At 35.7% G+C, this 13,896-nt stretch carries 14 protein-coding genes; 9 read left to right on the plus strand and 5 right to left on the minus strand.

Translation table 11 applies throughout. The annotated features are described in order from the left end of the window. The first annotated feature begins 176 nt into the window (after positions 1 to 176). The gene (locus AB3I72_RS03545) at positions 177 to 704 is read left to right on the plus strand and encodes a 5-bromo-4-chloroindolyl phosphate hydrolysis family protein (RefSeq protein ID WP_025189862.1); all 528 of its coding nucleotides are present in this window, start codon (positions 177 to 179) and stop codon (positions 702 to 704) included. Then, the gene (locus AB3I72_RS03550) at positions 697 to 1,539 is read left to right on the plus strand and encodes a hypothetical protein (protein ID WP_368023577.1); all 843 of its coding nucleotides are present in this window, start codon (positions 697 to 699) and stop codon (positions 1,537 to 1,539) included. Before AB3I72_RS03545 ends, AB3I72_RS03550 begins: the two co-directional genes overlap by 8 nt. 318 nt (positions 1,540 to 1,857) lie before the next feature. On the opposite strand, the gene AB3I72_RS03555 is transcribed toward AB3I72_RS03550, so the two are convergent. Further along, positions 1,858 to 3,366, minus strand: a complete 1,509-nt coding sequence (locus tag AB3I72_RS03555; protein WP_002357145.1) for a helix-turn-helix domain-containing protein — start codon at positions 3,364 to 3,366, stop codon at positions 1,858 to 1,860. 118 nt (positions 3,367 to 3,484) lie between these two features. Continuing rightward, a complete protein-coding gene (locus tag AB3I72_RS03560) occupies positions 3,485 to 5,398 on the minus strand; it encodes a PfkB family carbohydrate kinase (protein ID WP_368023578.1) in 1,914 nt (637 codons plus the stop codon). A gap of 146 nt (positions 5,399 to 5,544) precedes the next feature. On the opposite strand from AB3I72_RS03560, the gene rihC reads away from it, so the two are divergent. The 3 genes from rihC to AB3I72_RS03575 are packed head-to-tail and all read left to right on the plus strand — an operon-like array spanning position 5,545 to position 8,388. Next, positions 5,545 to 6,498: a ribonucleoside hydrolase RihC gene (gene rihC / locus AB3I72_RS03565; RefSeq protein ID WP_002383111.1), complete on the plus strand. Its 954-nt coding sequence runs from the start codon at positions 5,545 to 5,547 to the stop codon at positions 6,496 to 6,498. 16 nt (positions 6,499 to 6,514) lie between these two features. After that, entirely contained in the window at positions 6,515 to 7,888 is a 1,374-nt protein-coding gene (dcuC, locus tag AB3I72_RS03570; protein ID WP_368023580.1) for a C4-dicarboxylate transporter DcuC, read from the plus strand. 11 nt (positions 7,889 to 7,899) lie between these two features. Beyond that, entirely contained in the window at positions 7,900 to 8,388 is a 489-nt protein-coding gene (locus tag AB3I72_RS03575) for a GNAT family N-acetyltransferase (protein ID WP_002379553.1), read from the plus strand. Between the two features lie 78 nt (positions 8,389 to 8,466). On the opposite strand, the gene AB3I72_RS03580 is transcribed toward AB3I72_RS03575, so the two are convergent. Further along, positions 8,467 to 9,495 carry a lactonase family protein gene (locus AB3I72_RS03580; protein WP_033624585.1) on the minus strand — a complete coding sequence of 343 codons (1,029 nt, stop codon included), beginning with the start codon at positions 9,493 to 9,495 and terminating at the stop codon, positions 8,467 to 8,469. Between the two features lie 191 nt (positions 9,496 to 9,686). Between AB3I72_RS03580 and clpX the strand changes: the two genes are divergently transcribed. Then, positions 9,687 to 10,940: an ATP-dependent Clp protease ATP-binding subunit ClpX gene (gene clpX, locus AB3I72_RS03585; protein WP_002357154.1), complete on the plus strand. Its 1,254-nt coding sequence runs from the start codon at positions 9,687 to 9,689 to the stop codon at positions 10,938 to 10,940. 97 nt (positions 10,941 to 11,037) lie between these two features. Continuing rightward, entirely contained in the window at positions 11,038 to 11,619 is a 582-nt protein-coding gene (yihA, locus tag AB3I72_RS03590) for a ribosome biogenesis GTP-binding protein YihA/YsxC (protein ID WP_002357155.1), read from the plus strand. A gap of 16 nt (positions 11,620 to 11,635) precedes the next feature. On the opposite strand, the gene AB3I72_RS03595 is transcribed toward yihA, so the two are convergent. Then, positions 11,636 to 11,788 (minus strand): SPJ_0845 family protein, encoded by a 153-nt coding sequence (locus AB3I72_RS03595; RefSeq protein WP_002362024.1) that lies wholly within the window; start codon positions 11,786 to 11,788, stop codon positions 11,636 to 11,638. Positions 11,789 to 11,965: 177 nt separating this feature from the next. Here AB3I72_RS03595 and yidD point away from each other — a divergent pair, with 177 nt between their 5' ends. Both yidD and AB3I72_RS03605 read left to right on the plus strand, forming a co-directional pair. Further along, positions 11,966 to 12,268, plus strand: a complete 303-nt coding sequence (yidD, locus tag AB3I72_RS03600; RefSeq protein ID WP_002357157.1) for a membrane protein insertion efficiency factor YidD — start codon at positions 11,966 to 11,968, stop codon at positions 12,266 to 12,268. Positions 12,269 to 12,270: 2 nt separating this feature from the next. Further along, on the plus strand, positions 12,271 to 13,152 hold the full coding sequence (locus AB3I72_RS03605; protein WP_061101377.1) for an ROK family protein: 882 nt from the start codon (positions 12,271 to 12,273) through the stop codon (positions 13,150 to 13,152). 40 nt (positions 13,153 to 13,192) lie between these two features. Here the strand turns inward: AB3I72_RS03605 and AB3I72_RS03610 are convergent, their stop codons facing one another. Next, positions 13,193 to 13,804: an aromatic acid exporter family protein gene (locus tag AB3I72_RS03610; RefSeq protein ID WP_002395185.1), complete on the minus strand. Its 612-nt coding sequence runs from the start codon at positions 13,802 to 13,804 to the stop codon at positions 13,193 to 13,195. Positions 13,805 to 13,896: the final 92 nt, after the last annotated feature.

Raw genomic sequence — 13,896 nt, forward strand, 5'->3', positions numbered from 1 at the left:
CATTTAGACAATTTGTCCAAATGCGGAACAGAACAATTTTTCTATATGATACAATAAAAGTGCACAAGTAATTGGGGGAGTAACACTTCATACTTATTTGTCAATTTTAAGCTGGACAGTGTGTTATTCAGTAATATATACTAATTTAAAAAGGAGTAAATGATTTGAAAGGGATAATGGTTTTGTTAGTGGGGACTGGGTACATTGGTTGGGTTATTTATAGAAATGGTCGTATGTATTTCCGTTATAAAAAAAATCTAAAAAAATATCAAACGACGCACCATCTAACGGACAGTGACCTAGAGATGTACCAAAGAATTATGGACGAATTAAAAAAACAAATTATTTATTTAAACGAACTAACGAATAAGTCACGAAATTTAAAAAAAATTGAACAAGTAGAACTGGGTGTTGCTTCCGCTAAGGGCATCTTTAAACACTTAGTGAAGTATCCAGAAGCAATTACTCATTTTAGTGATTTTTTATATCATAAGGTACCAGAGATTTTACGAGCATCAGAACGGTTTTTAAGTATTAAAGAAGATAAATTGTCAACAGAAGAAATAACACTTGCAACCAATGGTATCTTAAGTACCATACGAGTGTTGTCGGAAAGTATCACAGATGATTATGAAAGATTAGTCTCCGAAGCATCTGAGGAAATTGCCTTATCAAAAAAATTAGTGGAGAGAAAAAATGGCTAAACAAAAGAATTTTTATGATACATATGATGCACTTTTTCAAAAGCCAAAATGGTCGTTTTTTCCTGTCACAAGAACAGACACAGTAAAGCAACTTCCTAACCCAAATAAAAAAGTGGTAAAACCACAGTCGAAAAAAAAGAAAAAACAAAAAAAGAACAAAAAAATTATTTGGATAGGCATTGCTGTAGCAATTGGCTTTATAGTATATATTGATCTTGCAGAGAAAGATGATTATTGGGATTACTCCGCTTCATCAGAAGATGTTTATCCTTTAAAAGAAGCTGGACTTACCACAACTGGACCTGTTGATTTAGAAAAACCACTAAAAGTCACAATAGAACAAAATAAACTTTTATTTAATCAAGGCTACCAAATAGAAATTATCGGCGATGCCGATATTGAAACCAGTGGAAAAAAGAACTTTTTAATTTTACCTTCTACAGAGGAGTATCCAGATACAAAATATCTAGGCAATATCAGTTTTTATAAAAAAAGAGACTATTATACATCGGCAGGTATGTACCTTTCTGGCAATCTTGTCAACAGTCTTTCTGATTATTTGGATACAAGTAAAGAGTTTATCAAAGCATACCCAATTGATAAAATTGCTGATGTACAAACCGGCTATATTTTAAAACGGAATCAAGGATATACAGACATCTCAAAATATTATCTCTTTAAAGATGGGACGGGATTTGAATTAGAATTCTCTTTTGACCAATCGGAAAAGGTCAAAGATCCCAAAGACTATTCTTCTTTTGTAAAAACATATGCAAAAGAAGTCGCTTTTATAGAAAAAAGTTTTAAATTTGAGTCTACTGATGAGGAATCTTGATAGAGAAAATAGTTTTCAGCTTCAAGTAGCGCCTAGTAACATCTTTGTTGAAAAAATGTAAGAGCCTGAGACAAAAAACACTTTGGATTTTTGTCTCAGGCTTAAAAACTGATCAGCGGTGGAACAGTAGCACTTTAAGGACTGAAATACGACGTGTACCCATTTACTAGATTGTCTTTGAAGGTAACGTAGAAAAGAACAGTAATATACAAGCGACCTACAAACTAGTTTCTGTCAGACTAAAACTGGCAGAAACTAGTTTGTAGGTCACTTGTTTTCATTATGGTTGGTGAGGCAGGTTAGCGCTTGGTGTTTGTTTTAATATTGCAAATCAAAAATGGCGATACTTATTTTACTGAAAATTAGTTCCCAATCTTCTCGGGTTAATTCTTCTTCTAAAATGTAAATTCGGTCAATTTCTTTTGGTAAATCAAATAAGGGATAGTCAGTAATCACAATATCACAACTAGAAAAATCGGTTCGTTCAAAAATAATATCCTCACTAAATGCTTGCTTGATTTTCATCATAATAAAGCTAGCAATGTAAAAATCGCGAGAATATGCAACACCAATTTTAATTTTTTTGCGGGGACTATAGTGCTTATAAATTCGTAACAACAATTCACATGTCCAAATTGGGTTCTCCTGATCCTTAAATCTTAACTGATAAGGGGAATGCGCTGAAAAATTTTGATAAAAAGCATAAATTTCTTTCTGTAAATCTTTTTGATAAGTACTATTTTTATTGACTAAAAAATCTAGAATTGCGGTATTTGGTTGCTGTGAAATAAATAATTGGTTATAGATAATATTTTTAAATAAAATAAGTAAGAAGTAATGACGATCAAATTCACGCATTTTTGGAATTTGAAAAACTTCGCAAAAATTGGTTAATAAAGAATCAACGTAGAAATATTCTGGGCAAGAAATTTCATTTAGAGCAGCTAGTAAATCTTTGGCTCGTTTTGCTGAATCAAAATTATCAATGGCAATGGGTGCAATGATATCTACAACCCGCTGTTGATCTTCTGAAAAATTTGATTGGGAACAAAAAATAGTTTGTTTTGAGTCTGAGAAAAGCCTTAAATAAGGATGCTCTTCAAATTCTTTTTGGAGATCATCTTCACAAGTATATGGAAAGCGATATTTTGCGATGTGTAAAAGTAAATTTAATTTTAGTAGAGAAGCATGTTCCAAGCGTTCAAGAATTTCTGGTTTAATATGTTGCGTCAGTATATCTTCAAAATAAGTAGAGGTATAACGTGGTAAGGCTAAGGTATTTAAAAAGATGGTCCAGTAGACATCAAGAAAAGCATATAGGACTTGAAATTCAGAACCTGTAATCACTTTACTCGCGGAGGGGGAAAAATGGACGGAAATTCCATACAAACCAAATAGTTTATTAATGTTATTTAACCGTTTGTAAATGTAAGATGAGCTAAAATTAGTTTCTTGACTCACTTTCCAGACAGAATTGTTTTCTTTTTTGATAATTGCTTGAAAAAGAATGAAGTCAGTAGAATGGACACAGTAATAATTAAATAATAAAAAATAGTGGGAAAGAAAATCATTGGAAGTCGTATGTAATGAAATTTTTCCGTGATGGATCTGAATCTCTAAGGTATTTTCAGGAAGGGTTGCTAAGTCTTCTTGAATTTCACGAAGATAAATTGATAAATTTTTAGTAGAAAGATCGAATTTTCGGGCAACACTAGATAAATCAAGGTTTGTTTGTTTTGCTAAGTATAAAAAGACAGCCAATTTTTTTTGTGTTTTCTTTGAAAGTAAAAATGTTTTTATGGCATCTTGTGTTTTGATGAGACTCACTCCTTAGTAATAACTTCTCTTTTATTATAATAGTTCGCCTAATAAATTGTAATAAAAAAGAACAATTCTCATTGGTTTATGAGAAAATAACAAGATATTCAGCAGGAAAACACCTGTGTCAGTCGACACAGGTGTTACGATGAGCAAAAAGAGCGGGTTCTTTTTTTATCAAATAATTTTCCAAAGTAACGTGATCAACTAAAGAATCAATCACCCCTTCTTTAGAAACTGAAAATCCTGCAGCCTGAATTGCTATTTGAATGGATGCTTCAGTCGGATAACCTTTCGAAAGATAGGAGGCGAGCGCACTGATAAAGCTGTCACTGGCACCAGTGCTATCCACAGCTATATTTTCTGTTGCAGGGAAATAGTGGCACACTTGGGGTGTTTTTAATAACACGCCTTTTTTTCCTAAAGTAACAATGACATTTTTTACGCCCATTTCTAAGAAGTACGCCGCTTTCTCTTCTAATGTACCAGTATCTGGTTGAAGTTCCAATAATTCATCTTCATTGGGAATGAAAAAATCAACCTTTTCTAGTATATTCACTGGAATATGATGAATAGCAGCTGGTTTTAAAATAATCGGTACCCCTGAATGTTGGGCGATTTCACAAGCTTTCTCAACAGCAGACAAAGGAATTTCTGTTTGAATGAGACAAAAACTGGCATCCATAAATAGGTGTTTTTGCTGTGCGATTTTTTTAGGCGTAAGCGCTGTGTTTGCGCCAGGTAAGATTGAAATCATGGAGTCGCCGCTTGTCTCAACATAAATATAAGCTTGACCAGTCTCAGTATCTTGAATACGTGTGATACCATCTGTCGTAACGTGGTATTTTTCTAATTCTTTATATAAGTAATTCGCATCTGTGTCTGAGCCTAAACAACCAATTAGGGTGGCCTGATGGCCCAGTTTGGTTAAGCCAACAGCTTGATTTAATCCTTTTCCGCCGGGGAATTTAGCATAGCTAGACAGAAAATTTGTTTTGCCGTTATGTGGTAAATTTGTTGAATACAGATAATTATCAACGTTTAAACTACCCACTACAATCATTTTGCTATGTGGATTAACACTAGACACGCCTAATGTATTTTTGTGATCTAGCACCAATTTTTCAGCCTCATTAATCAAGGCTGTTTTTTCTTTGCGTTTGTTAAGCAATAACAAGGCTAACTGGCTGCCAAACGTCTCTGTATCTAACAAGACGGAAGAAATATGATCAGGTAAAAATGAACGATCAATTTTTCGCTTAATTGCGAGTAAAGAGTAATTATCGGGGGTTCGTAAACCGCTCTGCTTTAAAAGCTGTTCCAAAAAAACAGCCTGGGTATAGTCATCGGTAAGGATACCCGTAATCCCATCTGTGATAAGCTGATTACTGAAATCAGCAGGGATAGTAGTTAAAATATTTTCTTTACTAAAGGGTAAATTGACATCAAACAAGGCTTTTTTATAGCCTGCAATAATTGCTTCTTTATATTTTGGGTTAGTGACGAAATAACTAATTTTTTTATGGTTATTCTGTAATAATTCTTGGGTTAAAACATAACTAGCTTCTTCATAAAGCCCCGCTAGAGAAGGCAATTCGTTAGTTGAGTGATTGACGAAATAGTAAGGGATCGTTAATTCTTCTATAAATTTCGCGTATTGTTTACTGTTTTCATTGATTGGGTCCCAAATAATGCCACTGGCTTGTTTTAAAGTTGGCGAGGTAATATTTTTCAGTTCTTGTTCTAAACTACCGTGACTATTTAAAATCAAGCAGCTATAGCCATTTTCTTGAGCTTTATCAATAAAGCTCGTAACCCAAGCCTCAAAAGTTTCATGGCTATTTAATAATAACACGAAGGTTTTTGTAGTACTATTTGTGACGAGATTTGCTGAGTAAGGTGTGTAGTTGTAATCTCGAACGATTTTTAAGACACGCTCACGGGTTTCTTTACTAATAGTTTGATCTTTATTATTTATAATTTTGGATACAGTTGAAGCGGAAACGCCAGCTAATTTTGCAATATCTTTAATATTCATCATTTTCGTCCTTTCACTGAACTCTTTTTTATAGTAAGCATTCTAAAAGCAGAAAGTCAAGAAAAAGCCTAATTATTTATTATTTAGAAATTCTGCTTGACTTTTAATGAAAGCGCTGTTAATCTCAAATTAAGAAAACGTTTCCGGAAATGTTTTTCCTAAATGTGAATGGAGGAAGAAAAATGGATACAAAGAAAAGACCGATCATTATTGATACGGACCCAGGAATTGATGATGCTGTAGCTTTAGCGATTGCACTGAATCATCCTAACCTAGAAGTTCGCTTAATAACGACGGTTGCAGGGAATGTAGATGTAGAAAAAACAACAAATAATGCTTTGAAACTTGTCGATTTTTTTGGGAAAAAGGTTCCTGTAGCCAAGGGGTGTAATTGTCCGTTACTTATTCAATTGGAAGATTCTGCTGAGATTCATGGGGAGACTGGCATGGATGGCTTTGAGTTTCCGCAACCTATCTCTACGTGTTTAGATATTCATGCAGTGGAAGCTATGCGAAAAGAAATTTTGTCTAGTGATGTTCCTTTGACCATTGTTCCAATTGCTGCATTAACGAATATTGCTTTGTTACTGACCCTCTATCCAGAAGTCAAAGAAAATATTGCAGAAATCGTCATGATGGGTGGCTCATTAGCAAGGGGAAATACAAATACAAGTGCCGAATTTAATACGTATGTCGATCCACACGCTGCACAAATTGTTTTCCAATCAGGTGTCCCGCTAACAATGGTAGGATTAGATGTTACAAGTCAAGCTGTGTTAACGAATCATGAAGTAACAGCCATCAGAGCGCTTGGCAGAGTGGGGGAAATGTTTTATGGTCTTTTCCGTCATTATAGAGGCGGCAGTTTAACTACAGGTTTGAAAATGCATGATGTCTGCGCGATTGCCTATTTAACTTCACCAGAATTATTTGAGACAACTGAAACGTTCATTGAAGTTGCTTTGGAAGGTCCAGCTGCGGGAGCTACTGTTGCGGATTTAAAAATGAAGTATCATAAAAACACGAATGCCGTTGCCTGTATAGATGTAAATGTTGAAGCTTTTCAAAAATGGGTTGTCGAAAAAATGAAAGCGGTTAATTAACTGAAGGAGGATAAGTATGATTGAAAGTTTATTGGTATTGGTCGTTTTAGTTGCTGTAGCCTATTTGATTGTAAAAAATTATCATCCCGCACTCAGTTTAATTATTGGTGCGCTTGTTCTACTTGCCTGTGCATGGATGTTAGGACATCCTATTTATCCTGCAGGAGAAGGAACCGGTTTTGGATTATTTGATATTTTCTTGAAGTTTAAAGATACAATTATTGCACAAGTGAGTTCAGCAGGAATTGTAATTATGATTCTTTTTGGTTATTCAGGCTATATGAATGCAATCGGGGCCAATCAGATGGCTGTCAACTTTTTGGTGAAACCATTAATGAAGATTAAACGTAAATCGTTATTTGTCCCTGTGGTCTTTTTAATTGGAAATTTAATGTCACTAGTAGTTCCTAGTGCATCAAGCTTAGCGATTATTTTAATGTCTATATTATATCCGATGCTAGCCAGCATGGGGATTTCATCATTAACTGCTGCAGGTGTGATTGCAATGACGGCAACTATCATGCCAACACCTTTAGGCGCGGATAACGTAATCGCCGCAAATACCCTTGGTTATGATGTGTTAAATTATGTTGTATGGAATGCCAAAATTTCGCTGCCATCGTTATTAATCATTGCGGTTGCACAGTACTTCTGGCAAAAATACTGCGATAAAAAAGAAAGTGAGGCTGCCTATGTCTCATTAAATGAAGAAGGCTTAAGCAAACAAAAAGAATTTGATGTTCCTAAATTTTATGCAATATTGCCAATATTACCGCTATTATTAATTGTTGGAGTGGGAATCGCAGGAATGTTTGTCAAAGGAATAACGATGGATATTTTTGTTCTTACATTTATTTCTTTCTTCATTGCGGTATTGGTTGAGACGCTTCGCTTGAAATCTTTTAAAAAGGTTCAAGATACGGCTGTCGAGATGTTTAAAGGAATGGGGCAAGGGTTTAGTCAGGTCGTGATGCTTGTCGTAGGCGGTTCATTATTCACGTCTGCGATTCAAACGTTAGGAATTATTGATAGTATTATGGCATCTGTCGAAGCGTCAAGTTCAGCAGGAATCGTTACGACCTTAATTTTCAGCGGTGCAACGACCCTTTTTGGAATTTTAAGCGGTGGTGGACTGGCAATGTTTTATGCGGTTATCGAACTAATCCCTGGGATTGCCGAAAAAGCTGGGATTGATGGTATTTTAATTTCCTTGCCAATGCAGATGATCGCGAATTTAACTAGAACGATTTCTCCTGTAGCAGCAGTTGTCATGATTGTCGCATCAACAGTAGGAGTTAGTCCCATCAGAATTTTAAAACGGACGAGTGTACCGACCATCATTGGCATTATTAGTGTGATTGTCTTGTCGATTCTATTGTTACCTTATTAAGAGAATACACAATGAAAATTAGAGTGGCTGATGAGAAAGAGTTACCGATGATTCTTCAATTTTTAACAGAAGTAAAGGCATACATGGACGTTGTGGGCATTACACAGTGGACAAAGGACTATCCTTCTCAAGGAGATATCCAAGAAGACATTACAAAAAAACGATTGTATTTGTTAGTGCACGAAGAAATGATTTTTTCAATGGCAACGTTCTGTATGGAGCAGGAACAAGACTTTGTTTGGCTAAAGCGCTTTGCAACTTCGCCTAATTATATTGCCAAGGGTTATGGCAGTTTATTGTTCCATGAATTGGAGAAACGGGCAGTCTGGGAAGGAAGACGTAAAATGTATGCTCAAACTAATCATACAAACCATAGAATGATTCGATTTTTCGAAAGTAAAGGGTTCACAAAAATTCATGAATCTTTACAAATGAATCGCTTAGACTTTGGCTCTTTTTATTTATACGTTAAAGAATTGGAGAACCAATCCATCGTTTAAAATAAGAAAACAGGAGTCAGATGCAAAAATTAATTAGCATCTGACTCCTGTTATTTTCCAAGGAAATAGTCAACTTAATTATACAAATAAAACACAAACACATTCGGGAACAGCAACATCTTTTTGAATCATTTCTAATAAGCCAGTTTCTTGGTTCCGACGATAAAGTGTTAAATTATCAGAGTCTTGATTAGCAACAACGATGAAATCTTCAGAAGGATCTAAATCAAAATCTCTCGGAATATCGCCTTCTGTTGAAATTAATTGAATTCGTTCAATCGCTTCGCCATTTTCTGAAACAGCATAGACAGCAATTGAGTTATGGCCACGGTTTGAAGCATAAAGGAAACGGCCATCAGAAGAAATACGAATCGCAGCACCACCATTAAACGCATCATAATCAGCGGGTAAAGTAGAAACTTTTTGTAATTCAGTGAAAGAACCATCTGTTTCATTATATGAAAGAACTGAAACAGTGCTATCTAATTCACCAAATAGATAAGCCAATGATTTTGTTGGGTGGAATACTAAATGACGTGGACCAGTCCCTGGCTTAGTCACGAATTGAGCGATTTCAGAAAGCTTTCCATCTAAGCTAACATTATACGTATACACACGATCGGTTCCTAGATCACAGACGACTAAGCGTTGATCAGGCGTCAAATCTGTGTAATGAACATGGGCATTGTTTTGGTTTTCATGAGGACCAGTTGGCTCTGTATGAATCACTTTGTCAGCATCTTCCAAAGAACCATCTTCTAAGATACGATACACGTGAACGATACCTTGGTGATAATTTGCTGCATAGACAAGTTGTCGGTTTTCGTCAACAGCTACATAACATGGCGGCGCACCTTCCTCAGTTACTTTATTCAATAAGTTAAAATGGTCCATTTCTGGTTGATAAGCGGCAGTGCCACCATCACCGTCAACACTAGTGACGCTAAAAAGTTCGCCCTTTTGACTCAGAGCAAGATAGGTAGGACTCGTTTCTTCTAACAAAAGTGTCGCTTCTGTTAAACGACCTTGTGTCGTATCTAATGCAATTTTATAAATGCCTTGGCTGGCTCTTCGAGTATAGGTACCTAGTAAAATTTGTTCTAACATCACAATTCCTCCAATTTGTTTCAACACAATCACTTTTTATGAAAGTGCTTTTATATAATGTAGTATACCATAAGAAGTCTAAGAACAATAAAACTTTCTATCTGAGATGTTCGCATTTTAAAGTGGTTTGTGCTATTATGATGAGAGACTGTGATGACAGTCATTTTTTGATTTTTAGAGGGGTGACGAACATGTACGACAATACGGATAATAACGGGACCGTTCGTTGTTCATTTTGTGGGAAAACACAAGAAGAAGTAAAAAAAATTGTTGCTGGTCCGGGTGTCTATATTTGTAATGAATGTATTGATCTATGTAAAGAGATTATTGATGAAGAATTTTATGATGAAGCAGTCCGAGAATTAACGGATGTGCCAAAACCCCAAGAAATTTTAAATGTTTTAAATGAATATGTTATTGGACAAGAACGTGCAAAACGCACACTTTCTGTTGCTGTTTACAATCACTATAAACGTGTGAATCAATCAGAAACAGCTGCAACTCAAGATGACGTTGAATTGCAAAAAAGTAACATTTGTTTAATTGGACCAACAGGTTCAGGTAAAACTTTCTTGGCTCAAACGTTAGCAAAAACATTAAATGTACCTTTTGCGATCGCTGATGCGACCAGTTTAACAGAAGCAGGTTATGTAGGGGAAGATGTTGAAAATATCCTTTTAAAATTGCTACAATCTGCTGACTATAATGTTGAACGTGCGGAAAAGGGCATTATCTATATTGATGAGATTGATAAAATTGCCCGTAAGAGTGAAAATGTTTCGATTACTCGAGATGTTTCAGGTGAGGGTGTTCAACAAGCCTTACTAAAAATTCTTGAAGGAACAGTTGCAAGTGTACCACCACAAGGGGGCCGCAAACATCCACATCAAGAATTTATCCAAATTGACACAACGAATGTTCTCTTCATCGTTGGTGGAGCATTTGATGGAATTGAAACTATTGTTAAAAACCGCTTAGGCGAAAAAACTATTGGTTTTGGTAAAACTAATTCTGCTTTAAATGAAGAAGAAAGCATCATGCAACATATTATTCCAGAAGATTTATTGAAATTTGGTTTAATTCCAGAATTTATTGGACGCTTACCTGTAATGGCTGCGCTTGATAAATTAACGAATGATGATTTAGTTCGAATTTTAACAGAACCGAAGAATGCCTTGGTGAAACAATATCAAAAATTATTGTCTCTTGATGACACTAAATTAGAATTTGAACCAGAAGCATTAAAAGCCATCGCAGCCAAAGCTATTGAACGTAATACTGGCGCACGCGGACTTCGTTCAATCATTGAAGAAATTATGATGGACGTAATGTTTGATGTTCCTTCAGATGAAAGTATTGAAAAAGTTATCATTACTAAAATGGCAGCTGAAGGTACCGGTAAACCAACAATTATTTATAACAAAAAAGATAAAGAAGCTGTATAAGATTGAAGCTGAAAACAGCTCTTTCGGCGGATCTCCGAAAGAGCTGTTTTTGTTAAGCTTTTGAATGAAAGACTGAATAGAAGAACGGAGGAAAACAATGAACGTACATAATGCAGAAATCGTGATTAGTGCGGTATCCCCTAAACAATATCCTGAATCTCAGTTACCGGAGATTGCTTTAGCTGGACGTTCGAACGTTGGGAAATCATCTTTTATTAATACCTTGATTAATCGTAAAAATTTAGCAAGAACTTCAGGCAAACCTGGGAAAACGCAAACGCTAAACTTTTATTTAATTGAGGATGCCTTACATTTTGTGGATGTTCCTGGCTATGGTTATGCCAAAGTTTCTAAAACAGAACGTGCGAAGTGGGGAAAAATGATTGAAACGTATATCACGCAACGTGAGCAATTACGTGCAGTCGTTTCTTTAATTGATTTACGTCATCCGCCGACCCAAGATGATATCCAAATGTATGAATTTTTGAAATACTATGATTTGCCAGTTATTATTGTGGCAACTAAGGCAGACAAAATTCCGCGGGGCAAATGGAACAAACACGAGAGTGTCATCAAAAAAGCCTTGAATTTTGATAAACAAGATGACTTTATTATTTTCTCTTCTGAAACAAAAGAAGGAAAAGAAGCAGCTTGGACAGCAATTGAAAAGTTTCTATAGAAAAAAACAAGCAAAATTACTCTTTTGCTTGTTTTTTTGCTTCTTCTTTTTTTGCTTCTTGTCGTTGTTTTGCCAGTTCTTCAAGAGGGACTTCTTTCTTTAATGGATCAACGGCGAAAGAATCGAAGAGTTTATCTAAGTCATTGGAACGTTCAAATTTTAATCCCATTTACTAAGCCTCCATTCCTTTTTTTATAGTGTAGCACGTTTTTTTTCATTTGGATAGCAACAGAAATGTAAGAATTCGTAATAGGTGCACCTGGTGTGATTTCTCGTAACTAGGACTTGCCAAACATGAAAAAACAAGCTATTCTTTAGTAAGAATTAGTTAGAAAGAAGGCACTTTATGAAAAATCCGTTAATCGGCGGTGTTCGTTTTTATCAACGATTTATTTCTCCAGGATTGCCTGCACGTTGTCGCTATTACCCAACGTGTTCACAATATATGATTGATGCAATTCATACACATGGAAGTGTCAAAGGAACAACGATGGGGGTAGCACGGATTTTACGATGTCATCCTTTTGTTAAAGGCGGCATTGACTATGTTCCGTTGAAATTTCGCTTGACGAAAAATCCTGATGAGACCTATCATGGACCGTATACGTATCGAAGAAATAAGAAAACAGAAGTAGAAAAGGATGGATAAATATGGCAATTTTAGCATTTGATCTTGGCGGTTCTTCCGTGAAATACGGCGTTTGGACAGGCAAAGAATTAACAAATCAAGGGAGCTTTCCAACACCTGGCTCTTGGGAAGAAATGAAAGCGCATTTATATTCGGTTTATGCAGACAAAAGAAATGAGTCGATTAGTGGTGTTGCTTTTAGTTCACCTGGAGTAATTGACGAAAAAAGTCAACAGATTTTAGGGATTTCTGCCATTCCATATATTCATCATTTTAACATTTATGAAGAATTAGAAGCGTTGTTTGGCTTACCAGTGACTATCGAAAATGATGCGAATTGTGCTGGTTTAGCTGAGATATATGAAGGCGCAGCGAAAGGAAAAAAAGAAGTGCTTTTTGTCGTTATTGGGACAGGAATTGGTGGAGCGATTTTTCGCAATGGCGAATTGTACAAAGGCGCTCATTTATATGGAGGCGAGTTTGGACTGAACTTTTTAAGTAATGGCCAAACATTCAGTGAAATTGGCACAGCTGTCAAAATGGCTCAGCGCTATTGTGAACGAATTGGAGTCGAAAAACAGGCGGTGACAGGAGAAGAAGTTTTTGAACTGGCACAACGAGGGGATGAGGTTGCTCGCGAAGAAGTCAATAATTTTTATGATTATTTAACACAAGGATTATTCGGCTTACAGTTTTCTTATGATCCTGAAATAATTGTACTTGGAGGCGGTGTTTCTGCTAAAGAAGGCTTATTAGCAGAGATTAATCGCCGGATGCTAACGCATTTACAAACCTTTGAATTAAAAGATTTTGTTCCAGAAATCGTGACCTGCCATTATCAAAATGATGCCAACTTGATTGGCGCAGCCGCCAACTTTCAAGCAAAAACGAATTGGGAACTATAAAGAAACAGCCGATTGTTATTCTCTTCAATCGGCTGTTTCTTTATTTATTTGCCTTGTCGTCAGTGTTTTCTTCTGCGGCAATCCGCGCTTGAACTTGTTGGCGTAAAGCTTCTAGTTCTTTTTCTTTCTTTTCTAATTCAGCTAAATCTTCAGAAATTTCATGGGCTTCTTCTGCTGGCTTAGGTTGTAAAAAGACGTTTAAACCAATCGCTATAAAGGTCCCAATGAATGTATCCAACACACGTTCCATTGCGTATTGAAAGGAATCGCTTTGCGGAATACTTAAAGAAATCATTAAAAGTGTCGCAGTTGCAGAAATGATTCCAGCATTGTTATTAATCCCATCAGAAACAACGATGACGATAATGACTAAAAGTGGTAGTAGCAGTAATTCTACTAAGTTTTGATTAGGAAAATAATCTTGTGCTAATACATAAAGCAAAGCTAAAAAGCCACCCAATGTGTTTCCAATAATGCGCGATTTTCCAAAAGACAAACTGGTATTTAAATCTTGTCTTAGCGAAAAAACAGCTGCTAAACAGGCAATCATAGGTGAGCCACGATGGAAAAATTGAAATAAAAGAATACACAGCATGACAGCAATTGCTGTTTTTAACGTTCGCATGCCTAAACGAAATCGACCCACTATCATAAATATTCGCTCCTAAATAACTTTTCTCTTTAATGATAACCGAAATAGAGGTAAAATTACTAGAGAAAAGTGAAGAATTATTATTTTTTAAG

This window comes from Enterococcus sp. GC34 (assembly GCF_040886645.1).
Classification (GTDB): domain Bacteria; phylum Bacillota; class Bacilli; order Lactobacillales; family Enterococcaceae; genus Enterococcus; species Enterococcus faecalis.